We start from the raw sequence: 25,753 nt of genomic DNA, 5'->3' as shown, positions 1-25,753 counted from the left end.
CGACTGAAGTTCAGTACAACTAAAAAGCGCTATAGCCTTTCTGCTCTCCTTCTTTATATTAATTATCTAGAGTAGAACCGCAGAACTAATAGGAAAAGATAAGCTGGACGTAGCTTTCAAGGTTCTATGATAATTTTCCCCACCGTAGAAATGAGCAGAACTTAAAGACAAGAAGTGTAGCAAAGAAATTATTTGCCGTTCAGGAAAATTATTCAATATTCCGAATAAGATCGATGCTCCATCCAGTTGCTTTAGATATTATTTTTTCGGAGACCCCTAGCAATTTTAATTGCCGAATAATTTCCATTACTGATGTCCTAATATTTGCTTTTGAACGGTAGTATCCTGAACCATATCTGACAAATATTTGATCGATGAATAGCGGCGTATATTCACAAATTTTTGCAATTTCATGGGCAGCTAAAACGGAATCTCTGTCATTAAATTTGCGACTAAATTCGTACTCAAATATTTCTTTAACTCGTTGATCTGGCTTTACCGTATCTGCCCCAAAATTCATTCGCATATGTTGAAAAGTTGCGATTCCAATATTTGGCAATGAACCGATAACATCATTTTTTTTATCTTTTAGATTTGCTTGCGAAGCCCATGCACTCAACACCGCAAAATCATTTTCATTGTTGTCAACTCCTTTGAGCATTGGCAAAATTCTTTGAATCAAGGAACGTAAGGTTTCAAATTTCTTTTTATCATTATGTCCCCAAATTTCTTTGAATGATGGCGCGGTCGTGTATTGCTGAAGTAATTTCTCCAACTCTGTAATCGTTAAATTGGGGTGATTATCACGCATTTTTTTGACGTGTTTAAGCACCTGTTTGTTGTAGTCTCTATGAGCAGCTAAGATTACATCCATTATTGCAATCGCTGAACTAGCACGCGCATTAATGGTGTAATCTCGAGCTGATTGTTTAGATGATTCATAAATACTTAGTCCTACATCTTGCCCATGCGAGTCTTTCGTCGCGGGAGCATCACCTAGCTTTTTTACAATCTTTTTTATTTTCTCATATTCGATTTCCTGAAAAAAAGATGTTTGAATTGAGGTCTTTGTTTTTAAGTTTGATAAATCTTTTTTTTCGGTCATATGCAAGGCTTTGAAAGATGAGTGAAATTATTTTTGTGTTAAAAAGCTAAGGGTTCATTGTAGCTCAACATTTTTAATAAAAAATAATTTTCGATCTCGGTTAATCAGTCCAAAGACAAACGATTAAAATCAAAATCAGCATTATCATCATTCACTCCAAATAAAGCATAGTCTCTTGGCTCAAGCATTCCTGCTGAAATCAATTCCTTACCTAGCTTTCTCAAGTCGTTCTCCGCCAGCTTAATAACGTAAGCACCCGCCAGAATTTTTCGTCTTGTATCTCGCTTTCTTTCTTCCATCGCTTCACGGTTTTTAGTTTGCTGAATACGGGCTTCAAGTTCCGCTTTTTGCTGGAGTAATTTTTCTAAATTCGGTTTGCTCATTTTTTCATCTCCTGTTTTTATTGTTTTGGCGTTGACATTTCAAATTCACGCTGTAGTACTACAAATAACAAACAAAAAAGAAACGTCAAGCGCAAAAGGCAAAAAAATAAAACAGCGAAATGCGCACTTATACATTGAGGATAAATCTCTCAACGTGTGCTCAAAGCTGAATGCCCAAACAAAGACGTTCAGGAGAATGAATATGGCGATTTATCATTTGAGTGTAAAACTCATTACCCGCACCACTGGAAAAAGCGCTGTCGCAGCCGCAGCATACCGAGCAAGTGAAAAACTCCACGATCGCCGCTGCGGTAAAACGTTTGACTATTCCAGAAAAAAGGAAGTTACTTATCGCTGTATCTTCGCACCACCGAATGCACCGCAATGGATGAAAGATCGTGAACAGCTTTGGAACCACATTGAAAATTTCGAGTCCAGAAAAGACTCGCAACTCTGTCGTGAAATAGAAGTCGCCCTACCAATTGAATTAAGCCCTTCACAGCACATTATTTTGCTTGAACGATTTGTGCATACACAGCTCATAAGCAAAGGCATGATTGCAGACGTTTGCATTCACAATAAGAAGGGTAATCCTCACGCACATATTTTGCTGACCACTCGCGAAATCAATATCACTTGTGACGGCTTCGGAAAGAAAAATCGTGACTGGAATAGTAGAGAACAACTTGAGGAATGGCGTGAACAATGGGCAAAGCATTGCAACAGAAGATTATCGATTGCAACAAGTAAAAGCCGTATTGACCACCGTTCTTTACATGACCAAGGATTAGACCAAATCCCGACTGTTCATGTAGGTGCAAATTGCCATGCGATGGACAAACGAGGTATCACCTCAAAAAGAAAGGCACTCAACACATTAATCAAGGAGAAAAATATGAGTAACGAAAAAAGTAAACAATTAATCGCTTCATTGAAGTTGGAAGGTGAAACCAGCCCAATCCAGCAAGAAATTGTTCAAGCAAAAAAATCGAAGAATTTATTCTTAAACCCAACCGACACAAAGAACAATAAAAAATATCGTGACGCGATTTTTGCTAGAACTTATATTCCGATTTTGTTGGAAATATTTGCCAGCGATTGCAAAGGAGTGGATGAGATTGAAACCGAAATCGGCACATGTTTTCAAATCAATCTCAATGGTGGCGGAAAAGTATTTGATTATGGAAGTCAAATTAAAATTGATAGTGGCACAGATGAAGAAGTCAAAGTCGCAATTCAATTAGCAGTTGAAAAAGGTTGGCAAGGGCTTCACATAACGGGCTCTGAATCCGTCAAATCGCAACTTTTTATTGAAGCTGTTTTTTCGGGGTTCAAACCAGAAAATATTACAGGGTATAAACCGACCAAACGAGATTTAGAAATCATCAGTGACTATAAGCCAGCGTTGAAGATTGCCAACGATACCAACATCATTAAAAGTTATATCGTTGAAAAATCAGATGGAAGTGGCACTGTTGGCGCGAAAGAGAAGGTGCAAATTCCACGATTGAAAATTTGATTGAAAGTTGCTTTTTGATAAGTGTGTCCAGTCATGGGTAACTTGACTCAATTCACAGCTTTTTGAACTCGATTCTGACTAAACCAAGTAAAATGGCTTAAAATTTTTGAGGTACTAGTTATGAATATAATTTCACTCTTTTCTGGGGCGGGCGGACTGGATTTAGGAATGATAATGGCAGGACATGAGGTTATATGGGCTAATGATCATGATGCTGATGCAGTAGATACATATCGGAAAAATATTGGAGACCATATTGTCTGTGGGGATATTGAAAAAATAGAAATTAATTCAATTCCGGACGCTGATGTCGTAATTGGTGGATTCCCATGTCAAGGTTTTTCTTTGGCCAATCAAAAACGGGAGGTCACTGACGAGCGAAACATACTGTATAAATATTTTAAGCAAGTAATTGAAAATAAAAAGCCTAAGTATTTTTTAGCAGAAAATGTTCGTGGCATCTTGAGTTTAGGTGGCGGAAAAGTTATTGAGAAGATCGTTAAGGATTTTGAAAAAGCTGGGTACAACGTAAAGGTGAAAGTATTTAACGTCGCCGATTTTGGTGTTCCTCAGACTCGTATTAGGGTCATTATTGCTGGAACTAGGAACGATCTTCCCCCAGAATTGGAATATCAATTCCCAAAAGAAACTCATACGAAAAAAGTAGATGAATCGCAACTAAAACCATGGGTTAGTATCGGAGAAGCTCTTGGTGACATTCCAGACCCAGATGTTTTTCCTGACGCATATCCAAATCAAATTTATTCGAAGTATAAGGTTACTAACAGAAATTTTACAGGCCATAGAACTACAGACCCAACAAAACCTTCGCCGACCATTTTAGCTCGAGGCAATGGTAAGGGAGGAGTTTGTGCGATTCAACACCCAGAAAATTTAAGGAGAATGTCAGTTAGGGAGAGTGCTTCTGTGCAGACTTTTCCTTTGAACTTCGAGTTCACTGGGGCAATGAATTCTTGCTACAGGCAAGTTGGAAATGCAGTTCCAGTTTTATTTGCTAAATGCTTAGGTTTGCAGTTAAGACTGCTTGAGCCAATTATTTTTCAAGATTGCAAGAAAGTTGAAAGTGACCTGCAAAAAACAAAGAAAAAATTAAGGAAAGAAAAAGTATGCGCGTAGTGTCGTTGTTTTGTGGTGCAGGTGGGCTTGATCTTGGATTTAAAAAGGCAGGTCATGAAATTATTTGGTCAAATGACTTTGATAAAGATTCCGTAGAAACCTACCGTAAAAATATTGGTGCGCATGTTGTGCATGACGATATTTCAAATATTTCAGTTGTAGATATCCCTGAGTGTGACATTGTTATTGGTGGTTTTCCATGTCAAGGTTTCTCTGTGGCGAATATGAATCGTCATGTTGCCGATTCTAGGAATCAGTTATATCTTCAGTTGCTTAAGGTTATTACATATAAACAGCCAAAATTTTTCTTAGCTGAAAATGTTAAAGGATTAATGAGTTTAGGCAAAGGTGAGATTTTAAAAATGATTTTAAAAGACTTTACTGAAGCTGGATATAGGGTTAGTTATAAGGTCTTAAATGCAGCCGATTTCGGTGTTCCTCAGAAGCGTGAACGATTATTCATCATTGGTGTTCGCAATGATGTAAATGATAAAATAGAATTTCCAAACCCAACACATGCCCCCCTTGAAAAAGCAGATGCTTTAGGGCTACTACCGTGGGTTAGTGTCGGAAAGGCTTTGGAAAATATTCCTGAACCTGAAAGTGACCATAACCTAAGTAATCACACATACTCAAAATTTAAGCTGAAATTTAATGGATACTTGGGGAATAGGCACATAAATCCTGATTTACCATCTCCAACCGTAACGGCTAGAGGTGATACGAAAGGTGGCGTTGTCGTACTTCATCATCCGAGAAATCACAGAAGAATGTCTGTGCGAGAATTAGCTATTGTTCAAAGTTTCCCGCTTGACTTCGTATTTCATTGTAACCAATCGTCTGCATATCGCTTGATCGGAAACGCAGTATCTCCTAAACTTGCCGAAATTATAGGAAATCAGTTTCCAAAATCAACTGGAGCAGCGAATGGTCGTAAATCTAGAGGTACCACAAAAACCGATTAAACCGTTTGATGGATATAAATGGCGTTGGGCTACATTGACGCCGACTGAGGGCTTAAACGATCCGGCAGTTTACATTGGGGTTCTTCGCGCGTTATTTAAACATCAAGGTCAATCTGCGTCGTCTCCAAGCCTCAAAATAAGTCTTCAAACGGTTCAAGATGAGACTCATTCAACTGTTCAGTTAGCAAGAAGTGCCGACCGCAATTTAATGCGAAATTCGCAACAATATTGGAAAGCACTAGGCGTATTGGAAAATACATCACCCATTAGACTATCACCGTTTGGAATAAAATTGTGCCGTGGAGAAATTACTCCAGCAGAGTTTTCTGCCACAGTTATTAAAACACTTACTTTGCCAAATACCTACATAGAAGATAATGTGTCTGCTTGGGTTGCAAGTGGCTTGCAAATAAAACCACTTGAACTTGTATTAGATATTGTTGCAAAGTTATTTGAAATTTCAGGTGCGGAAACTGCATACATTACAGCAGATGAACTTATCCTCATCGTCATTCCGCTTGCTGGAGTCAATACTAAACTAATCGCTTATTGTTCTGCCTTGATAGCTTATAGGCAAGGTATTTTAGATATTTCTGGATGGCCAAAATGTACTCCTGCTGCAAACGACAAACGAATGGCAAAGGAGTTTCTGTTGTTTCTTTGCTCATATGGATATTTGGAAGAAATTTCTGTTTACAACTCAGTAGTTGCTATATTTGAAAAAAGATTTGCTCTTCGAGATATCTCTCTACAAGATATAGCTGATTTAGCATCGATGCCAAACCTTGAGTTAGATAGAATTGATGATGCAATCGGTGTGATTCGCGATTCCGATGTCCCGAGTTTAATGGATAGACGACGTGTTACGAGAGAGTTTATTGAAAGACCAGGGCAGCAAGTTTTTAGGCGGAATGTTTTAGCTGCTGCCTCAAAAAAATGTGCTGTGACAGGAGTTAGTGTCGAAACCGTACTTCAAGCTGCTCATATAATTCCTGCCGCAAAAATGGGAAATGATGACAAGAGTAATGGCCTATGTCTTCGTTCAGACATCCACATATTATTTGACAATGGGTTACTTAGAATACACCCAGAAGGAGATATTAAGTTAGCCCCACATGTTATTGGTGATGAATGTTATGCTTCGTTGCCCACCAAAATCATGATTCCCCCATATGTAAATCCAGCTAACTTGGATTGGAGGTTGAAATATACGTGATAAATTGGCAAATAACATGTAGATGTTGCCCGACTTAGTGATTAAAATTTTCCATTGGTTCTGCTCAGTTCTGCGGCGAAAAACATCAGGCTAGAACCATCAAGGGCATATCCAGCAATGGTTTCAGCCAAGGTTCTGCGGTTCTACTCTAATTAATTGATATAAAGAAGAAGAGCAGAATGGCTGCTGCGCTTTTTACATGTACCCAACTTCCATGATTCGAGCAGAACCTGTTTTTTCGCTGAAAACTCTTGATTGATAAGGCCTTTTTGGTTCTACTCAGCTAAGAACCAATGCCAATAAGGGCTTCGAGTTAAGAGTGTTACGGGCATTAGCTTTCACGGTTCTACTCTTTTTGAAGAAACATTAAGATGCAGGCTTTTACGCCCTGTTTATTGATCAGCTCTTCAAAGGAATGCCACCCAAAGCTGCCAGTTTTGGCTGAGCACCTAAGATATGGCGCAAATCATCCCTGAGTAGCAATGCGTAAATCAGTCCTATTCCCCATAAAGGTGTCGTCACGATGCAAATGACAACGACAGCTTTACTACGTCTCCAGTAATACAATTTACCATCTTGTAGTTTAACGCCAATAATCCTACTGCCGACTAAATACAAAGTAACTTCTTTTCCGAGACCCCGCTCAATGAAATCATTCAGACTTCGTGCGGTTCTCAGTTTTTGCAAAATCTGATCACCAATTTCTATTGTGTCGTAGTGAGTAAATGATTTGCCGATTTGATTGACACTTGATGTGCCACTGCCCAACATGCTTAGAACACCGGTTACTTCACGCATGGTTTTATCCCTTTCATTATTTGCGAATTTGTAGCCGCATAGAGGTGATGAATCTATGCGAGACTATCGGTTAGACTGACTATTTAAGGCATGACGCCGAAGGAGAAGTAAGCTGGTCCGTTGGCAAAGTTGTTGCCTGAATTATTGCCAGTCACTAACAGACCTGCTGGAGAAGAAATAAGGTAATTGACCGTACCGTCCGACACCGAAGCTGTAGCAATACCAGTGATCGGAGTATTGGCGGTCAATGGGATGTTTTGGCTTTTTACAATTAGGTTTTGCTGAGATGCTGTTAGTGGATTCTGAATGCCATCGGTCGTGTTGAGCACATAACTTCCAGCCAGGGGATTCCACGCGGCTTGGGGCACGCCTAACCACATACCCGTCACAATCCCGCCACCACCTGTATCATTTTCTGTCACTACCAGTGTGCTATTGGCTCCAGCACCAACCATAAATGCTGTTGCACGTACTAGTCCGCCAGAAGATAGGTCAAAAGCATAACTACTACCAGAATGTGCTGCGAAAGTACCAGTCGCTGTTGCAGTGGAACAGGTAGAAGTGTTTTTGCACATACTCCAATTGCCGAGGTTATCAATCGTGATGGTCGCATAGGACATGCGGGTCTGAGCAGGAGTGCTTCCAGTGTCATGCTGATAGCGAAGCACAGTATAAGTGCCTTGCAAAGCTCCAAGGTTGGTATTAGAAGCTAATGCTGTGGTATCCATCAGGAAGACAGGCTGATCAGCACCATTGACCACCGTATGCGATAAACCTAACGCCCCATTGCTTTGCATGACCGTGCGCATGCTAGTGCTGGAATTCCCTGTGCTATCCATACAAGCTTTATTCAATGGTGCTGGGGCATTCGCATCCTGAACCAGATTCAATGTGCCAGATAAGTTACCCGAATACGCTAATGTCGTGCCACCATTGGAAAATTGCGCTGTACCGGCTCCACCAGTCAGGGCTAAAGCTATCAGTGGATGGGTATTGGCAATGGTGCAGGTAGTTGTCGCAGTGCCGTTACTATTACCACCCGAACTATTGCCAGAATTTGTGCTTGCAGTATTGCTCCCATTTCCGCCACAAGCTGAAAGGGCTAATACAAATAAACTTGCGACCACGATATGAAATTTCATGTTGCTTGCCTTTTATAGAGATGAAAAACGAAACTTCCAAGAACGGAAGTGCTTAGGTATTGCTACGTGCTGCTTTTGATTAGGTACTTCTTTCTGTAATCACTTCAGAAATTCCACCAATTAGGAATAGACCTATAAAATCAACTAATAATGATTTAATATGTCATTTTACATTAACGCATTGAGTCATTCCAAGGTTGACGTAAAAAGATCACACTTCAAGATCTAATATGACGGGGTGTGTCATGCAACAGAAAGAATTGAGTTCAGAAAAGCAATTGGCTCGTGAAGTCGGTGGGATTATTGCTATTCGCAGGAAAGCCAAGGGATTGACTCAGGCACAACTAGCCGAGCAAATGGAAATAGAAAAAGAAACCGTCAGCAGGATAGAAACAGGTCATATAGCTCCGACATTGGCACGCTTGGCTCAGATAGCTAAGTTACTGGATTGTGAGATTAGCGACTTACTCAAAATCAGCACACCTGATGTGAGTGACCAGGCATTGGCACTAATGAATCGCATGGAGGATTTGAGCCAGAGTCAGCAAACTATCTTGCTGGATTTATTCGGTAAGGTTGCAATGGCTATGGGGAAGCTGAATGCCAAGGATAGAAAAGTCGTGGAGAAATTTCTTGGCGATATTTTGTAGTAATTTAATTTGTGATCAATGCCTATTTGCCGCTTAACTTTACCGAAGGAAAAAAATGTCTCGCCTGGGGATAGATATAAATACTGGTTTGGTATACGAAGGTCGTGAGGGCCCTACACATCCCGTCTGGCCAACTCCGCCTGTATGTAACGCGACATTGATCGAAATTCCAAGTGACGTTCAAAAAGTTCCGCAAAATTTTTTCAGTAATCCATTTGGTTGGATATTCGTTGAGACTTCTTTTGATTTTAGTGCGAGGATTCGGCGTGGTAAGTTATATCAGAATTTCGGAAATGTGAGTAGAGAATCTGTCCTAGTTGAGGCACATCCTGCTTCCCATTCGGATCTGATTAAAGCTGCAAATAACTCATGGCGTGTTTCAAAGGATTTGACTGTTTATATTGAATGCACTGAACTTCTTCATAGACATAGATGTGGTGAAGGATTGCGAATGATGTTGGGGCAGGGTGATGCAGCCTCAGTATGGAAAATAGTTCAAGTAGAGCGCACAATTGAATCAGATATATTGCTTACTCTGCGTTCAGAATCAGCACTCGGAGTTCTCCCTGATCTAGACACTAGTCGGATTAATCCATTAAGTTTTGGAAGCATACAATCTGCCTATGACAGAGCTTTAAATGCTGCATACCGAGAATTGCCAACCTCGGTTGTTGATCAGTGTAGAAATGCTGCGGTTGTTTTTGTCTCGCGATGGATGCAAGGCGAAAAGGACTTAGAAACACCAATTGAACAAGATCTCGGTGCTTGGATTAAGTCAATTAAGGATCACTTCGGTGACAATCAAAAGCTCGCACTACGGTCTGCTTTAGAGATTATTAATAAACTTCACCCGCGAGGTAAAGACAATGAGCGACATAAAATGTCACTAAGGGTCGTGGATGATAATGACGCGGTATTTGCGGTGCATGCATTAGGATTTTTATTGCGTGAGATTGGATGGGCGAAATGATCTTTCATTATTTAGAGTGAAAATGAAAACCAAAGTTTGACGCCTGGATTTGCTTAGGAAAACAGTCGACCATGTCGCATGCCAAAATGCCCCTTTGCAGACGTTCAAACTTACGTATTAAGAGCCATCTTGAACTTACGAAATGAAATACAATCTTTGTAGTCCTGAGCCGCTAAGATGAATTGTTTTAATTACGATGAACACAGACCCAGCCAATTGAAGAGCAATGCACCGTCATGAATACAACGCAAAACATACAAGTAAACATACCACCAGAAATTCAAGAGAAAATTGATGCCGAGGAATACACGCGAAATGGCAATGTAGTTAGAGATAAAAAAGGTCGGATCATATGCAACTTGGAATCATTGGACATCGATGATGATCACTTCTTCTCTCCGAGCATTTTCGTAAGTTTTCAAAGTTTAGCAATCACATCCGTCTCTACAGTATCGACCCGTTTACAAAATGAATTGGCGGAACTTCGTACTTCATATGCGTCATTTGATTTGAAAATTGACAGCGTTCTAGATAACCAAACCAATACCATAATTGCGTTGATAGCGGAGTTTGAAGAACATTTCAGAAGCCTGATCGAGAAAAGCACACTAACAGATGAGAAAAAAGCTTTTAGTGCAGGCATTGCTGCTGCTACGCAACTTGCAGGAAGCATCCAGAGCTACATTCGTGGCTATCTAGGGTCGACAATCGTATTCTACGAAAAGGGTAAATATGAGGGGGAGACATACTCGACATATTTGGCAGAAAATAAAAACAATAAGTACGCCCCGACAATTACCAGGACCAAGTTTCAAAATTTTGGTGCGAGCAATGCTTACTTCTTTACGTACTCATTCATAAACGTCATCAATAATATCAACATACTTTCCTTGTGCTACGACTCTAAGATTTACCCACGGTATGAGGTAAGTCTTCAGCAAATTAGATCAGAAATGGTAGAGATCCTATCCAAACTCATTAATGGTTTAGAGCGAGAGGGCGACATCTATGATATGTGTTACAGCACGAATGAATTTAAAGAATTTTACCCCATAGACAAAGAAATTCTTGACAAATTATTGGCCTATAGCAGGGGCGACATTAATCAATTGATATGTAGAAACTACGGAAGTCAACGGCGAGACAAATTTGACGATAATAGATTTTCTTCCATGCAAACGGTCATTCGGATCATCGATGACATTGATAACCTATTAGAGCGGAAGGAGCAATTCATTGGACTAGATTTGAAGGAGCTACCTGAGCTTGAACAAATTAAGAAACTTACCTTTGGCAATTGAAGGTGGCCATGGTTGGGTCTGAACGCTTTACCTTCTGGGACTTTAGCAATCAGGGGGCGAGTGCGCAGGGTGCGCAAGCGTAAAAATAGCCACGGAAGTTGCAAATCCACATGGACAGCCCGGACACCTTGGGCAAGAAATTCTAACAACTTGAATATCAGTGTCCAGCTCGTCCACGCAGTCCAAGCCAATTCTTAAAGCTCTGCAATAAAATCTACTACAGCAGCACCTCAAGCCAATTCCACGGCAACTCTGTTTTTGCCCGTCAATCTATCTGCAACACCTTTTCCCCGTCTCGCCAATACGCCAAGATTTGCCCAGACGCGAATCAATACCAGCACATGCCCTTCGGGATTTTCTGCAATCGGTTCTCTCTTCGTTGCGACTGCGATTTTGACAAATTGCTTGCATTGCTTCTTGTTCGTCCGGGCCTATCGGTGGCAGGCGAAACGACTCAAAAATGATGCAGATAAACGAGTTGTGAAGTCTGCAAAAACAGAGCAAGTCTTCAATTTAAATTCGGCTCAACCAGCCTAAAAACGATACGAAAGCAGAGAACACCATGAGCACATTTTTCGCACAGCCTTATAGCTTGGACGCAGTTGGTTTTTACTTTGAGACATTGGAGTCATACACCGAAAAATCAGAAAACCTGTTGGACGCCTTTGGCAACTCTGTAGAGGAGTTTGAAATTCAATTCATAGATGGTGACGACTGCGAGTTGTTTTCAGCGTGTGGTATCAATCAAGCCAATTTAAACCTATGGTTTGAATCTATTGCCGATTTAGCCGAGCATGAAAAAACAGTTTTATATTACTTGTGCAGTGTTTCAAGCTATAACTTGGAAAATGCTTTGGATAAGTTGGAAGACGTGAATTTGTCCGAAGGCACGTTAAAAGATGTGGCGGAAAACCTGTTTGATGAATTCTATTTAAACGACGTGCCAGAATCCGTTCGTAATTATATTGATTATAAAAAGTTCGCACTAGATTGTGAACTAAATGGCGACTTATACGAGTTTGATTTTGAAGGCACAACTTGGACATGTACCAATGCTTCAAGCATTTAATCAAAATAACGTGGACAGGGTGGGCAGGTTGGACATGCCTACAGAAAGAACGTGTTTTGATTGAAAATATTGATAGGCTACGGCGTAGCCTATACGTAGCCTAGACACCAAGAAACAAAAAAGGGTTAGTGCCTACTACGGCTCTAACCCTTCATGTTCTTGGTGGCCCGGGGCGGAATCGAACCACCGACACAAGGATTTTCAATCCTCTGCTCTACCGACTGAGCTACCAGGCCAAGACCACGCATTATAGAGATGTGTTCGCCCAATTGCAAGCCCTGAGGCGAAAAAAGGTGTTTATTGCCTTGGGGCACGCTTTGATGTGGCTCATCAGGTGTCTGTGCGGTGTGCCGTATAATGGTGGGATTGTCTATGGGGAAGGTCTGATTATGACGGCTCAGGTTCATCATTGTGATATTTGTGTGGTTGGGAATGGCGCGGTCGGTAAGGCGGCGGCTTTGGGGTTTGCACAGGCGGGGTTGCGGGTGACGGTGTTATGTCGCAGCAAGGCGCCGACGCCGGTGTCGGCGAACTGGGATGTGCGGGTGTTTGCGCTGAACCATGTTGCTCACCAACTTTTATCGTCATTGAAGGTCTGGGATGCGTTGGATTTGACGCGGGTTGCTCCGGTGATGGAGATGCAGGTCAAAGGTGGCAATGAGGCGAGTGACGGGCAAATTGGTTTTGATGCCTACGGTGCGCGCAGCGATGAGTTGGCGTGGATTGTGGAAGATCGCAATTTAAACCATGCCTTAGATAGCGCGATGAAGTTTGCGCAGCATCTGGACTTGGTGGCAGGGCAGGCGAAAAGTTTGCAGTGGCATGAAGATCACGCCGAGCTGACCTTAGAGGATGGCTCTTCGATCCACGCTAGTCTGGTGGTTGGTGCGGACGGTTCGCAGTCATGGGTACGAGGTCAGTGCGATATCGGTCTTGATTATCGTTCTTATGGTCAGCAGGGCGTTGTCACGAATTTCGAATGCGAAAAACCGCATCATGGCGTGGCACATCAATGGTTTGTTGAAGAGCAGGGCATTATTGCTTTATTACCATTGCCAGGTAACCGCGTGTCTTTAGTTTGGTCCGCACCTGATGCCTTAGCGGCGACATTATTGCGCGAACCGCTTTCTGCATTGATTGCGCGTCTTGAAGTGTTTTGCTTAGATAAATTAGGTCATCTCACACCTGTGTTGCCGGAAGAAATCAAAGCCTTCCCATTAACGTTGATGCGACCACACAGTATGATTGCGCCACGCGTGGCCTTAGTCGGCGATGCGGCGCATGTAGTGCATCCCTTGGCGGGACATGGCATGAATCTGGGCTTTGGCGATGTCGCGAGTTTGTTGGACTTAGTCAAAAACCGCGAAGACCACCGTGATTGTGGTGATGCACGTGTACTTGAGCGTTATCGTCGCGCCCGTAAAGAGGAAGTGTTGCTCATGCAAATCACCACCGATGGTCTCGCGCACTTGTTTGGCTCAACTCTGGCACCATTACGGTTGGCGCGTAATGTCGGATTGAACTTACTGAACCGATTGCCAGTCATAAAGAACAAATTAATCTCGCACGCGATGGGTAGTCGATAATTTTGCATCGCTGCAACCGATGGCGTACGCCACAGAAGGAATAGGTATGAAATTAACGCAATGCGTCGCTAGTTTGACAATGATCGCCGGCCTCTTGGTCTCAGGCGCAGTATGTGCAGAGACACCACAAGAAGCCGCGGTTAAAAAATTAGTTGAACCGAAGCTCGGCGAAGGCGTGAAAGTGGATTCCGTCGTCAAAACACCTTACTCTGGCTTGTTTGAGGTACGGATTGGTGGCGATGTGATTTACACAGACGACAAAGCACAATTTTTGTTTGTTGGTAATGTGGTCGATGCTAAAACGGGCATGAACTACACCAAGGCCCGTATTGATGAATTCAATAAAATCAAGTTTGCAGATTTACCATTTGATCAGGCGTTAAAAATGGTGAAGGGCGATGGTAAGCGCGTGATTGCCGTGTTTGAAGATCCTAATTGCGGGTATTGCAAGCGCTTCCGTAAAACACTGGCAGGGATGAACAACATCACGGTCTACACCTTCATGTACAACATTTTGGCGGATGATTCTGCGGTGAAATCCAAAAACATTTGGTGCTCGGCGGATCGCAATAAGGCGTGGGATGACTGGATGATCAATGGCAAAGCTGCGCCGGTAGCCGCTGCAAACTGTGTGAACCCCAATGAAAAAATCTTGGCATTAGGACAAAAACTGAACGTTCGCGGCACACCAGCGATTTTCTTTACCGATGGGACCCGTTATCCAGGCGTTATGGATGCGAAAGCCCTCGAAGAGCGGTTTGCCAGCATTGGTGCCCCGAAAGTTAACTAAATACACACCAACCACTGACGGTCTTTTTTGAAGGCATTTGCATGACGACTCGCCCGCACTGGACTGGTATTTTATTGGCTGCCGGGCGGGGGAGACGGTTTGATCCATCGGGAACCGAGGACAAATTATTGCAAACGCTTCCCAACGGCCTGAGCTTGGTGGCACAAAGCGCCGTGAACTTGGCGAGCGTCTTTGACGATGTGCTGGTCGTGGTACGGAAAGACAATGTGCGGTTGCAGTCTGTTTTGCACACGTTTGCAGCAACCCATGCTGCGCAGTTTTCCCCACTGATTTGTGATAACGCCGATGAGGGCATGGCGGCGTCGCTCACGGCCGCCTTGCGACAACGTCCTGATAGTTCAGGGTGGGTGGTTGCCTTAGCGGATATGCCGTTTGTCCGGCCATCGACCATTCGACAGGTATTGCAAGGCTTGGAAGACGGGGCTGACATCGTGGTCCCGGTCTATCAAGGCCGGCGCGGACATCCTGTTGGCTTCTCGCGCCGCCATGCCGCTGAATTGCTGGCGCTGACAGGTGATCAAGGCGCGCGCCGTTTGCTGCAGACTTACCCTGTTCAGGAGATTGTCGTCGATGATCCGGGTATTTTGCAGGATGTCGATCAACTGAGTGATTTACAGGGCTATCTGCAGAATCTTCCTGCAAAAAACACGCCAATTTTGAAATGATTTAGCGGGTTTTTGGGTTCTGTTGCGATCAGATATATCTAACTCGGTGTTTTCCTCTTAGAATAGTGGTTTTCGTCAATTCGAACGAAATCAGTTTTGCACACGTTTTTAGCGGGAATTTATGAATATTCTGAATCAAAAACTTGCCATCCGCCTCGGCTTTGCCGGTCTGATCCCTTTTATTTTGTTGACCGCGGCTTGTTGGTTGGTGCCATCGGACTTACTCAATAACTTCATCCGGGCCCAACTTGCCTACGGTATCGCGATTTTGTCCTTCCTCGGAGGCGTACATTGGGGAATTACGATTATGGCAAGAGGTGAGGACGTGGAAGAAACCCGTAAAGCCTTAATCTGGGGTGTTATCCCAACGATTATTGCTTGGTGTTCTTTGTTTAATTTGTTGATCGGCTTTTTGGTGCAAGTGGTGGGATTTATTGCTGCCTACAAGATCGATAAAAAACTCTATGAAAGCTATTCCGTCCCTACCTGGTTCATTGATTTGCGATTGCAATTGACGCGGGTTGTTGTCACCGCCCAGATATTCACGTTCATCGCTGCGAATGTGCGCACTTAATTCATTACACATCATTACTATCAGAAAGATCGTTGAGCATGGCAAAAGCGACGCAAACCAAGAGACAATCGACCATGCCTGTTGGCACAGCAGGTGCAGTTCACTACACGATTATCCCCAAAGATCTGGCCGCACACCTCTTTGAAGTCACATTAGACATCGCCGAACCAGATGCAGAAGGGCAAGTCGTTAGCCTTCCTGCTTGGATACCGGGTAGCTACATGGTGCGTGAATTTGCGCGCAACATCATCCAAATCAAAGCGACGTCCGGCGGTAAAAAAGTTGTTCTTAAAAAACGTGATAAGCACACATGGCAAGCTGCACCGTGTCAGGGAGCACTCACGATCTCTTATGAAGTCTATGCGTGGGATTTATCAGTACGTGCAGCACACCTTGATCAATCGCATGGCTTTTTTAATGGCACCAGTGTCTTTTTGAGTGTGCACGGTCAGGAGTCAGCACCGCATATTGTGGACATTCAACGCGCTGCTGACGCCTCGTGCGCAACGTGGCGTGTTGCGACCTCATTGCCTGAACTCAAAGCCAAACGTTATGGTTTCGGTACTTACATCGCCGCCAATTATGATGAGCTGATTGATCATCCCGTCGAGATGGGTGATTTTGCATTAGCTACCTTTGAGGCGCATGGAATACCGCATGATTTTGTCGTCACAGGCAAAGTGCCGAATATGGACATGGCGCGGATGGTGGCGGATGTTCAAAAAATCTGTGAATCACAAATTGCATTCTTTGAACCACGCACCAAAAAAGCACCGATGGATCGCTATGTATTTATGACCATGGTGGTTGGTGAAGGTTACGGTGGTTTAGAGCATCGCGCTTCTACTGCGTTGATCTGCAACCGCAACGATATTCCGGTCAAACACCAGCCAGAAATGAGCGAAGGCTACAAAGGTTTCTTGGGTTTATGCAGTCATGAATACTTCCATACGTGGAACGTCAAGCGCATCAAACCTGCTGCCTTTGCCAGCTACGATTTGCGTCAGGAAAACTACACCAGTTTGCTTTGGTTGTTTGAGGGCTTTACGAGCTATTACGATGATCTGATGCTCGTTCGTGCTGGTACGATTGATGAGACTGCCTACCTAAAATTGGTCTCCAAGACCATCAATATGGTGACACGTGGTAGTGGTCGCTTAAAACAAAGCGTTGCTGAATCGAGCTTTGATGCTTGGACCAAATATTATCGCCAGGATGAAAATTCCCCCAATGCCATCGTCAGTTATTACACCAAAGGTTCGTTGGTGGCATTAGGACTGGATTTGACGATTCGTGCCGAAACGGAAGGTAAGAAATCGTTGGATGATGTCATGCGTGCGTTATGGCAAAAATACGGTCGTGATTTTTATAGCCGCACCCTGACTGGGACACAACAAGGCTTGCCTGAGAATGAGTTCGAGGCGCTGGTCGAACAAGTCACGGGCGTCAACGTTCGCCGCTTTGTTGATAAGCATGTGCGTGGAACAGAAGATGTGCCACTCGCAAAACTCTATGCCGATTTTGGTGTCCACCTTGATACAGGCAGTGCAACCAAGAAGGCAAGCTTAGGAATCAAAGCGGCACGTGATGGTAATGACTGCAAAATTGCCAGTGCCTATGAAGGGCGCGCTGCACATGTGGCTGGTTTGTCCGCACAGGATGTGATTGTGGCAATCAATGGTCTGCGCGTTACAGCAGCAGATGCCGCAGACGGTCTGACTACGGCACTTGGTCGTTATCGTGTAGGCGAAGTCGTCGAAATTCATGCATTCCGTCGCGACGAACTCTTCGTCGTCAAAGCGAAATTGCAAGCGGATGATGTGCCAACGAATCAGTTAAAGCTTGTCGTTGAGCAAGATGCAGCATTAGCGACAGCACGTCCTACTTATGTGAAAAAGGCGAAACGTTCAGCATCATAACGTTCAGCTTCAATACCTTAATAAAAAACCGTTTGCGTGTCATCGCGCAAACGGTTTTTTTTTACGACATGGAAAGAGCGTCCTTCCATGTCCGCACTGGTTCAGCGAACCATGATCACGCTTCTCAAAAGAATAATTTCTGCAACTCAGCGCCGGGATGCTCCGCACGCATAAATGCTTCGCCGACCAAGAAGCTATGCACGTTAGCATCGCGCATGCGTTTGACGTCGTCGGTGTTGAGAATTCCCGATTCTGTGATGACCAATTTATCGTTTGGAATACGAGGTAACAGACCGATCGTCGTGTCTAAGCTCACTTCAAAGGTGCGCAGATTGCGGTTATTGATGCCTAACAGCGGTGTTTTTAATTTCAGTGCCGCATCAAGCTCTTCGCCGTTATGCACTTCTACTAAAACGCTCATGCCCAACTCATGTGCGCATGATTCCAACTCCGCCATCAATCCGTGATCTAACGCTGCAACGATCAGCAACACCGCATCAGCACCCCATTGTCTGGCTTGATAGATTTGGTAGTGATCGATCATGAAATCTTTGCGTAAAGCAGGGATGCGACAGGCCGCCCGCGCTTGTTGCAGATATTCTGGTGCGCCTTGAAAGAAGTTGACGTCGGTTAGCACAGACAAACATGCTGCACCATGGTCTGCATAACTTTGTGCGATCTCTGCCGGCTGAAAGTTGGCGCGCAAAATTCCTTTAGAAGGCGATGCTTTTTTGACTTCAGCGATGACCGCCGCCTGACCTGCATTGACCATTGTTCTCAATGCAGTTTCAAATCCGCGTATCTGTGCTCGGGCTTCATGATGAGATTCAACTTCATCTCGCAGGCTGATGAGCGATTGGAATTTTTTTGCCGCTGCGACTTCATCCTTTTTGACGTCGAGGATTTTATTGAGGATGTCTGACATTTTATTTTCCGAGTTGCTGAGTAACGTTGATGAACTGTTGAAGCTTAGCCAGTGCCGCACCCGACGCCAGCGTCTCTTGGGCTTTTTTGACACCATCGGCAATCGACGATGCTACACCCGCGCCGTAGATAGCTGTTCCTGCGTTAAGCGCAACGATATCGCGTGCAGGACCGTCAACATTGTTCATGACTTCTAGGATTTTTTCTCGCGACTCGACAGCACCTTCTACACGCAAATTGCGGTTCGATACCATCTGTAAGCCAAAGTCTTCTGGATGAATGTCGTATTCACGGATTTCACCATTCACCAGTTCGCCGACCATGGTCGGTGCACCAAGCGAGACTTCATCCATGTTATCTCGACCCCAAACAACGAGTGCATGTTGCGCGCCCAATCGTTGCAGCACGCGAACTTGAATACCCACTAAATCCGGATGAAATACACCCATCAAAATATTAGGCGCTCCTGCTGGATTGGTGAGGGGTCCCAAGATGTTGAAAATGGTTCTGACGCCCAATTCTTTACGTACTGGCGCTGCGTGTTTCATTGCTGCATGGTGATTCGGCGCAAACATAAAGCCAATGCCGGTTTGTGCGATCGATTGGGCGATTTGTTCTGGCTTAAGATGAATATTCACACCCAGCGATTCCAGCACATCAGCACTTCCTGAGGAAGATGACACACTGCGTCCACCATGCTTTGCAACACGGGCACCTGCCGCTGCGACCACAAACATCGAGGCTGTTGAAATATTGAAAGTATTGGCACCGTCACCACCTGTGCCGACAATATCAATCATGTGTTGCGTATTGGCGAGCGGCACTTTGGTCGAAAATTCTCGCATCACTTGGGCGGCGGCAGTAATTTCGCCGATACTTTCTTTCTTTACCCGTAGCCCCATCGTCAAGGCGGTGATCATCACTGGCGATAATTCACCCCCCATCAACTGACGGAACAGATACAGCATTTCATCATGAAAAATTTCACGGTGTTCAATCAGTCGGGTTAACGCTTCTTGTTGCGAGATAGTCATGATGCAGTTCCAGTCAAAAAGTTTTTCAACAACGCATGGCCGTGTTCGGACAAAATGGATTCAGGGTGGAACTGTACGCCTTGTAAATCAAATTCCTTATGGCGCACGCCCATGATTTCGCCGTCATCTGTCCACGCAGTCACTTCGAGGCAATCAGGCAAGCTGGCACGTTCAATCGCCAGCGAGTGGTAGCGAATGATGGTGTAAGGGCTTGGCAAGTCTTTAAAAACACCAACACCGGTATGTGCAATCGCTGATGTTTTGCCGTGCATGACTTGTTTTGCACGAATGATCTTGCCGCCAAACGCCGCGCCAATACTTTGGTGACCAAGGCACACGCCTAAAATAGGAATCTGCCCTGCAAAACGTTCGATGACAGGAATGGAAATACCCGCTTCATGTGGCGTGCAGGGGCCGGGGGAAATGCAGATACGGTCAGGACGCAATGCGGCGATGTCGTCGAGCGTGATTTCATCATTACGGAATGTACGGACATCCTCACCTAACTCGGCAAAATATTGCACGAGGTTGTAAGTAAAGGAATCATAGTTGTCGATCATTAATAGCATTTAAATTTCTCCATCCAAGCCATCTTGTACTTGTTCCGCGGCACGCAATACGGCACGGGCTTTATTTTCGGTTTCTTGCCATTCCATTTCGGGGACCGAATCCGCAACCACACCGGCAGCTGCTTGAACGTAAAGCATGCCATCTTTGAGCACACCAGTACGGATGGCAATCGCTAAATCCATTTCACCACCAAACGACAAATAGCCACACGCTCCACCGTAAATACCGCGTTTCACGGGCTCCAGTTCATCGATCAGTTCCATGGCACGCACTTTAGGCGCGCCGGATAAGGTACCTGCTGGGAAGGTCGCTTTGAAGACATCCAGGTTCGTCAGGTGGGGCTGCAACATGCCTTCTACATTCGATACGATGTGTTGCACATGAGAATATTTTTCAATGACCATTTGATCGGTCACTTTGACGCTGCCTGTGGTGGCAATACGACCGATGTCGTTGCGGGCAAGGTCGATCAACATGACATGCTCAGCGATTTCTTTCGGGTCGGCTAATAACTCTTTCGCTAATTCTGCGTCACGCTCTGGTGTCGCGCCGCGAGGACGTGTGCCTGCCAGAGGGCGGATCGTCACTTTTTTGCTGCCATCATTGAGGGATTCGTTGCGGACCAAGATTTCTGGTGATGCGCCAATAATTTGCATGTCGCCAAAATTATAGAAATACATATAAGGCGAAGGATTTAAGGAGCGCAGCGCACGGTACAGCGACAGTGGTGAATCCACGTAGGGTTTTTTAATACGCTGACCGACTTGTACCTGCATCAGGTCGCCAGCCATGATGTATTCTTTTGCTTTTTCGACTGCCTTGAGGTAATCCTCTTTGGCGAAGTCGCGAATGGATTCGGTGCGAACTGATGCGGATGTTACTGGCGCATCGACACTGCGGCGTAACATGGCACGTAAGTCTCGCAAACGTTGACGGGCTTGAGACCATGCTTCTGGTTTGGTCGGGTCTGCATAGACGATCAGGTATAACTTACCAGACACATTATCGATGACAGCTAATTCTTCCGTCAGCAACAGCTGAATTTCTGGCAAGCCGAGATCATCCTTTGGTGCTTTGCCTGCCAAACGTTTTTCAACATAACGCACCGCATCGTAACCAAAATAGCCTGCCAAGCCACCGCAAAAACGTGGCAGGCCAGGTCGCAGTGCGACGCGAAAGCGGCTTTGAAATTCCGCGATAAAGTCGAGCGGATTTTGTTGATGTGACTCGACAACTTTGCCGTCGGTCACGACTTCAATCAAGTCTCCTGTCGCTCTCACTAATGTATGTGCAGGCAAGCCAATGAATGAGTAGCGTCCAAAACGTTCGCCTCCCATGACGGATTCCAGCAAGAAAGTATTTTTCCCAGCGTGTTGCGATTGCGCGAGTTTTAAATACAGGGTCAGCGGTGTTTCCAGATCTGCGAATGCTTCCGCAATCATCGGAATACGGTTGTAGCCTTGCGCGGCCAGCGATTTGAATTCGAGTTCGGTCATGGTTTTCTTTCAGCCGCCAGCCTTAGCTCCAGATACACGCGATGCGTTGTATGCTGCTGATCAAGAATACGGGCGATGAAGCGCGTATCAGGAATAGGGACGGATAAACTAGATTGATAAAACAAGCAAGGAGATGTGCTTAGGATGTGCACAGCCACTCGCGGCATTCTGAGATTAGGAGAATTGCCAGCGTCGCCATAGCCAGGCCTCAAAGGCGCCTGGTGTCATTGTCGGACGTTTGTTATCGAGAAACATTCGTGAGTGGAATGAGATGAATTAACAGTGTTTGCGGTGTTTTTAAGACCAATGTTTTGTTGGAAGCAATTGTGCCGCTACCAACAAGGTTTCGACTATACCATCACTTTCAATATTTTGTATAGCTTCACCGTGGTTGTATCCATACGGAACGACCAAGACCGGGCAGCCCGCTGCTCTCGCTGCTTGGGCATCATTACTCGAGTCGCCAATGGCCACTACCTGTGATGGAGAGAGCTGAAATTGTTTGCAGGTTTCCAACAAGGGCATAGGATCCGGCTTTTTGCGGGCGAACGAATCGCCACCAAAGGTCAGCTCAAAAAAGGGTGCAAGACCTTTCTTTTCCATGAGTGGCAGCGCAAACGCGATCGGCTTATTCGTGACGCAGGCGAGTCGCAAGCCTTTCGACTGCATGGACTGGAGACCTTCAATGACCTCTGGGTAAAGATGCGATTCAGTGCCGTTAATATCGAGATAGTGCCGTTGATACGATGCCATCGCCGCAGAAAAATGGGCTTGGCACTGATCGGCGTCAAAATCGACAGCTAATACTTGGTTGATGAGATGCTCTGAGCCTTTACCGACCATTTTTTTAATGGCGTCTAATGTGAGCGGCGCGAGTGAAAAATCGTTTCGCATCCGATTGATGGCCAGCAAAAAATCAGGCGCAGTATCAAGCATCGTGCCATCTAGATCGATGATTACCGCGCGGATGTCAGTCAAGGTCATGAAGTCAATATAAATAGGAGCACTGAAGAGAATGCATGAACGATCCCGCCAATAAGACGATGTTGAGTCGTATCGCGGGATACGTTTGTGCTGTCAGAGGTGTGAATCAGATTTTGCTCAATTCAGAGCGCATCGCATCAATGATGGCTTTGTAATCAGGCTTCCCAAAAATCGCAGAGCCGGCAACAAAGGTGTCCGCACCGGCAGCCGCAATCTCAGCGATATTGTCGATTTTTACACCACCATCCACTTGCAGCATGATATCGCGTCCAGATGCATCGATCAGTTTGCGTACGGCGGCAATTTTTGTCAGTGTGTGGGGAATAAACGATTGACCACCAAATCCAGGATTGACGGACATTAACAAAATCAAATCCAGTTTATCCATGACATGCTCGAGATAGTGTAATGATGTCGCTGGATTCAATACCAGACCCGCTTTGCAGCCGTGGTCACGAATTAATTGCAGGCTACGATCAATGTGTTCAGATCCTTCTGGATGGAAACTAATGATATTCGCACCGGCCTTTGCAAAATCAGGAATGATGCGGTCAACGGGCTTCACCATTAGATGAACATCGATGGGAACTTGCACATGTGGGCGAATCGCTTCACATACTAAGGGACCGATCGTCAGATTGGGGACGTAATGGTTATCCATCACGTCAAAGTGAATCATGTCAGCCCCCGCTGCAACGACGTTGCGTACTTCTTCACCCAAACGGGCAAAATCGGCGGACAGAATGCTAGGAGCAATGCGGTAAGTAGTCATGGTCAAGGTCTTGCGGATAAGAGAAGCCGTATTTTACCTTGGGCTCACCGTGCCGTCTTGGCATTCATCTGGCACAATGGCATTTTGCCGCAAGTTGTTGGGCGTTATCGCGGCTGTGTTAGGATGGATTTTATCTTTTTCACAAGAAAACGACGCGCGCTCAAATTGAATAATAGTGATGTAGCTATATTAGGTCGCTATGTCGCTGAAACGAACAACTTAACAGTAATCTACTATCTCATAACTTAATACTTTGCTTTCACGTCATCGATGATGATGCTGATGCAATAGGGGTAATCATGGCAACATATGAAATGACGGTAAGCGTTGTGACTAAGTACATTCCAGAGCAGTCGGAGCCAGAACTCGGTAATTATGTGTTTGCTTATACAATCACAATCAAAAATACCGGCACGATTGCTGCGCAGGTGATTTCACGTCACTGGATCATTACGGACGCAACCAATAAAACGGAAGAAGTCAACGGTCTTGGCGTTGTGGGACACCAGCCTTTCTTGCCACCCGGACAGACTTTTGAATATACCAGTGGCAGCGCGCTTAAAACCCCGCAGGGGAGTATGAAAGGGGAGTATTTCTGCGTGGCAGAAGACGGACATCGTTTTGAAGTGCCGATTCCCGAATTTGTATTATCTCTGCCCCGCACATTGCATTAAGCGACTAAATGCCTCATCTGCAGCATTAATCCGCCTTATGGGTCGGCTTTTTTGTCTTGGATTTTCTCTTTGGTGAATTGGATTGCTCTGGTTTTCTGCCGGAAAACATGGTCCACCAGACGATAAAGATAAGTAATGAAAGCGCAAAAAGTGCCTCCAGTACGAGGATGAGCATCGCAGACATAGAAAGATCTTGAAATCAGGTTGTAAGAAAAGTGACAGGTATCCCGTTTAATTTCACATGATGTAGCAACGATCAACCAGCCGTACCAGACAAACTATATAGGAGAACTTATGGAATTCGAATGCATTATCGTAGAGACCAAAGAAAAAGTGGGTTTAATTACCTTAAATCGCCCAAAAGCATTAAACGCATTGAACGATCAACTCATGACTGAATTAGGTCACGCGTTAAAAGGGTTTGATAAGGATGAGGGTATCCAATGCATCGTCATCACTGGAAGTGAAAAAGCATTCGCGGCTGGTGCAGATATCGCAGCCATGGCGAATTACACTTTCATGGATACCTATAAAGAAGACTACATCACACGTAACTGGGAAACAATTCGCCAGATTCGTAAGCCAGTGATTGCAGCAGTGTCTGGTTATGCACTGGGTGGTGGCTGTGAACTGGCGATGATGTGTGACTTTATTATCGCGGCAGATAACGCTAAATTCGGTCAGCCAGAAATTAAACTTGGTACTTTGCCTGGTGCGGGCGGAACGCAGCGTCTTCCACGTGCTATCTCTAAGGCGAAAGCAATGGACATGTGTCTAACTGCACGCATGATGGATGCGGTGGAGGCGGAGCGTGCTGGTTTGGTTTCTCGTGTGGTACCGCTTGAAAAATTAATGGAAGAAACACTGTCAGCGGCAAATACCATTGCGTCCATGTCGCTTCCAGCAATCATGATGGTGAAAGAGTCGGTGAATCGTGCTTACGAGACCACTTTATCTGAGGGTGTTCATTTTGAGCGCCGCATGTTCCAAGCAAGCTTTGGTACCGAAGATCAAAAAGAAGGGATGAAAGCCTTCCTTGAAAAACGTCCAGCAGAATTTAAAAATAAATAACGGTCTAAATTATTTTTAAATTTCCTTGCCTAAACGGGGCGGACTTTGCTATAGTTCGCCTCCCGCTAAAACGGGAAGTTAGAAGAAAGCAGCAGCCAGCAACTCCGGCGGTTTGATTTGATGAAGTTGACGCGAAAGCGACAACATCTGCATAAGATGCATCAAAACAAACAGCAAAAGCAGTCAGGGAGTTGACAGGGTAAATAAAGTGCTGCATAATCTCGCTTCTCTGCTGCAAACGAACACAACGCTTCGTTGCTAAATCAGGTCAATAAGTGCCTTGATTTGAGCGGAAAAGAATTTAAACCATTCGGTTCTTTAACAATTAACAGTCAATAAATGTGAGCACTTGATGAAAGCGCGCCGATGTGTTTTTAACAGATCGGTATGCTTAAAAAATATCAAATGCTTCACAAGA

Annotated in this window: 25 protein-coding genes and 1 tRNA gene; 15 read left to right on the top strand and 11 right to left on the bottom strand. The window is 44.7% G+C overall.

The genetic code is table 11. The annotated features are described in order from the left end of the window. Window positions 1–208 precede the first annotated feature (208 nt). Both ACO0K2_RS13055 and ACO0K2_RS13050 read right to left on the bottom strand, forming a co-directional pair. Window positions 209–1,105: a hypothetical protein gene (locus ACO0K2_RS13055; RefSeq protein WP_423019467.1), complete on the bottom strand. Its 897-nt coding sequence runs from the start codon at window positions 1,103–1,105 to the stop codon at window positions 209–211. 104 nt (window positions 1,106–1,209) lie between these two features. Then, window positions 1,210–1,488 carry a hypothetical protein gene (locus ACO0K2_RS13050; protein ID WP_422998957.1) on the bottom strand — a complete coding sequence of 93 codons (279 nt, stop codon included), beginning with the start codon at window positions 1,486–1,488 and terminating at the stop codon, window positions 1,210–1,212. 202 nt (window positions 1,489–1,690) lie between these two features. Here ACO0K2_RS13050 and mobQ point away from each other — a divergent pair, with 202 nt between their 5' ends. From mobQ to ACO0K2_RS13030, 4 genes are all read left to right on the top strand, one after another. Then, complete coding sequence (gene mobQ, locus ACO0K2_RS13045) at window positions 1,691–3,007, top strand: MobQ family relaxase (RefSeq protein ID WP_423019465.1); 1,317 nt, start codon at window positions 1,691–1,693, stop codon at window positions 3,005–3,007. Between the two features lie 120 nt (window positions 3,008–3,127). Further along, complete coding sequence (locus ACO0K2_RS13040) at window positions 3,128–4,144, top strand: DNA cytosine methyltransferase (protein ID WP_423019463.1); 1,017 nt, start codon at window positions 3,128–3,130, stop codon at window positions 4,142–4,144. Further along, complete coding sequence (locus ACO0K2_RS13035) at window positions 4,135–5,109, top strand: DNA cytosine methyltransferase (protein WP_423019461.1); 975 nt, start codon at window positions 4,135–4,137, stop codon at window positions 5,107–5,109. Before ACO0K2_RS13040 ends, ACO0K2_RS13035 begins: the two co-directional genes overlap by 10 nt. Next, window positions 5,072–6,325, top strand: a complete 1,254-nt coding sequence (locus tag ACO0K2_RS13030; protein WP_423019459.1) for an HNH endonuclease — start codon at window positions 5,072–5,074, stop codon at window positions 6,323–6,325. Before ACO0K2_RS13035 ends, ACO0K2_RS13030 begins: the two co-directional genes overlap by 38 nt. A gap of 399 nt (window positions 6,326–6,724) precedes the next feature. Here the strand turns inward: ACO0K2_RS13030 and ACO0K2_RS13025 are convergent, their stop codons facing one another. Together ACO0K2_RS13025 and ACO0K2_RS13020 are read right to left on the bottom strand one after the other, a co-directional pair. After that, window positions 6,725–7,123: a hypothetical protein gene (locus ACO0K2_RS13025; RefSeq protein WP_423019457.1), complete on the bottom strand. Its 399-nt coding sequence runs from the start codon at window positions 7,121–7,123 to the stop codon at window positions 6,725–6,727. 83 nt (window positions 7,124–7,206) lie between these two features. Continuing rightward, window positions 7,207–8,265 (bottom strand): hypothetical protein, encoded by a 1,059-nt coding sequence (locus ACO0K2_RS13020; protein ID WP_423019455.1) that lies wholly within the window; start codon window positions 8,263–8,265, stop codon window positions 7,207–7,209. A 245-nt stretch (window positions 8,266–8,510) separates the two neighbouring features. Between ACO0K2_RS13020 and ACO0K2_RS13015 the strand changes: the two genes are divergently transcribed. The 4 genes from ACO0K2_RS13015 (at window position 8,511) to ACO0K2_RS13000 (ending at window position 12,255) form a co-directional block, all read left to right on the top strand. Next, complete coding sequence (locus ACO0K2_RS13015) at window positions 8,511–8,915, top strand: helix-turn-helix domain-containing protein (protein ID WP_423019453.1); 405 nt, start codon at window positions 8,511–8,513, stop codon at window positions 8,913–8,915. 55 nt (window positions 8,916–8,970) lie between these two features. Continuing rightward, window positions 8,971–9,885 carry a hypothetical protein gene (locus ACO0K2_RS13010; protein ID WP_423019451.1) on the top strand — a complete coding sequence of 305 codons (915 nt, stop codon included), beginning with the start codon at window positions 8,971–8,973 and terminating at the stop codon, window positions 9,883–9,885. Window positions 9,886–10,121: 236 nt separating this feature from the next. Beyond that, the gene (locus tag ACO0K2_RS13005; RefSeq protein WP_423019449.1) at window positions 10,122–11,186 is read left to right on the top strand and encodes a hypothetical protein; all 1,065 of its coding nucleotides are present in this window, start codon (window positions 10,122–10,124) and stop codon (window positions 11,184–11,186) included. Window positions 11,187–11,748: 562 nt separating this feature from the next. After that, a complete protein-coding gene (locus ACO0K2_RS13000; RefSeq protein WP_423019447.1) occupies window positions 11,749–12,255 on the top strand; it encodes an antirestriction protein ArdA in 507 nt (168 codons plus the stop codon). 160 nt (window positions 12,256–12,415) lie between these two features. On the opposite strand, the gene ACO0K2_RS12995 is transcribed toward ACO0K2_RS13000, so the two are convergent. Next, a tRNA-Phe gene (locus ACO0K2_RS12995) sits at window positions 12,416–12,491 on the bottom strand. 153 nt (window positions 12,492–12,644) lie between these two features. Between ACO0K2_RS12995 and ACO0K2_RS12990 the strand changes: the two genes are divergently transcribed. From ACO0K2_RS12990 to ACO0K2_RS12970, 5 genes are all read left to right on the top strand, one after another. After that, entirely contained in the window at window positions 12,645–13,841 is a 1,197-nt protein-coding gene (locus tag ACO0K2_RS12990; protein WP_423019445.1) for a UbiH/UbiF family hydroxylase, read from the top strand. Window positions 13,842–13,887: 46 nt separating this feature from the next. Then, window positions 13,888–14,631, top strand: a complete 744-nt coding sequence (locus tag ACO0K2_RS12985) for a DsbC family protein (protein ID WP_423019443.1) — start codon at window positions 13,888–13,890, stop codon at window positions 14,629–14,631. Window positions 14,632–14,672: 41 nt separating this feature from the next. Beyond that, window positions 14,673–15,317: a nucleotidyltransferase family protein gene (locus tag ACO0K2_RS12980; RefSeq protein WP_423019441.1), complete on the top strand. Its 645-nt coding sequence runs from the start codon at window positions 14,673–14,675 to the stop codon at window positions 15,315–15,317. 121 nt (window positions 15,318–15,438) lie between these two features. Next, window positions 15,439–15,891, top strand: coding sequence for a DUF3429 domain-containing protein (locus tag ACO0K2_RS12975; protein WP_423019439.1), 453 nt, complete (start codon window positions 15,439–15,441; stop codon window positions 15,889–15,891). 38 nt (window positions 15,892–15,929) lie between these two features. Next, a complete protein-coding gene (locus tag ACO0K2_RS12970; RefSeq protein ID WP_423019437.1) occupies window positions 15,930–17,810 on the top strand; it encodes a M61 family metallopeptidase in 1,881 nt (626 codons plus the stop codon). 124 nt (window positions 17,811–17,934) lie between these two features. Here the strand turns inward: ACO0K2_RS12970 and trpC are convergent, their stop codons facing one another. The 6 genes from trpC to rpe all read right to left on the bottom strand — a co-directional run bounded on the left by trpC (window position 17,935) and on the right by rpe (window position 23,590). Continuing rightward, window positions 17,935–18,735, bottom strand: coding sequence for an indole-3-glycerol phosphate synthase TrpC (trpC, locus tag ACO0K2_RS12965; protein WP_423019435.1), 801 nt, complete (start codon window positions 18,733–18,735; stop codon window positions 17,935–17,937). Window position 18,736: 1 nt separating this feature from the next. Then, window positions 18,737–19,768, bottom strand: coding sequence for an anthranilate phosphoribosyltransferase (trpD, locus tag ACO0K2_RS12960; protein WP_423019433.1), 1,032 nt, complete (start codon window positions 19,766–19,768; stop codon window positions 18,737–18,739). After that, window positions 19,765–20,337 carry an aminodeoxychorismate/anthranilate synthase component II gene (locus ACO0K2_RS12955; protein WP_423019431.1) on the bottom strand — a complete coding sequence of 191 codons (573 nt, stop codon included), beginning with the start codon at window positions 20,335–20,337 and terminating at the stop codon, window positions 19,765–19,767. The genes trpD and ACO0K2_RS12955 overlap by 4 nt, the downstream gene beginning before the upstream one ends. Continuing rightward, window positions 20,338–21,834, bottom strand: coding sequence for an anthranilate synthase component I (trpE, locus tag ACO0K2_RS12950; protein ID WP_423019429.1), 1,497 nt, complete (start codon window positions 21,832–21,834; stop codon window positions 20,338–20,340). Window positions 21,835–22,131: 297 nt separating this feature from the next. Then, entirely contained in the window at window positions 22,132–22,818 is a 687-nt protein-coding gene (locus ACO0K2_RS12945; RefSeq protein ID WP_423019427.1) for a phosphoglycolate phosphatase, read from the bottom strand. A gap of 106 nt (window positions 22,819–22,924) precedes the next feature. Then, window positions 22,925–23,590, bottom strand: a complete 666-nt coding sequence (gene rpe, locus ACO0K2_RS12940; protein WP_423019425.1) for a ribulose-phosphate 3-epimerase — start codon at window positions 23,588–23,590, stop codon at window positions 22,925–22,927. 299 nt (window positions 23,591–23,889) lie between these two features. Between rpe and apaG the strand changes: the two genes are divergently transcribed. Both apaG and ACO0K2_RS12930 read left to right on the top strand, forming a co-directional pair. Then, a complete protein-coding gene (gene apaG, locus ACO0K2_RS12935; RefSeq protein WP_423019423.1) occupies window positions 23,890–24,264 on the top strand; it encodes a Co2+/Mg2+ efflux protein ApaG in 375 nt (124 codons plus the stop codon). Window positions 24,265–24,558: 294 nt separating this feature from the next. Continuing rightward, window positions 24,559–25,335 carry an enoyl-CoA hydratase gene (locus ACO0K2_RS12930; RefSeq protein WP_423019421.1) on the top strand — a complete coding sequence of 259 codons (777 nt, stop codon included), beginning with the start codon at window positions 24,559–24,561 and terminating at the stop codon, window positions 25,333–25,335. Window positions 25,336–25,753: the final 418 nt, after the last annotated feature.

Source organism: Undibacterium sp. MH2W (assembly GCF_049340215.1).
Lineage (GTDB): Bacteria > Pseudomonadota > Gammaproteobacteria > Burkholderiales > Burkholderiaceae_D > Undibacterium.
Note: the sequence above shows the minus strand (reverse complement) of the source record. Positions and strands in the feature narration are given on the sequence as shown.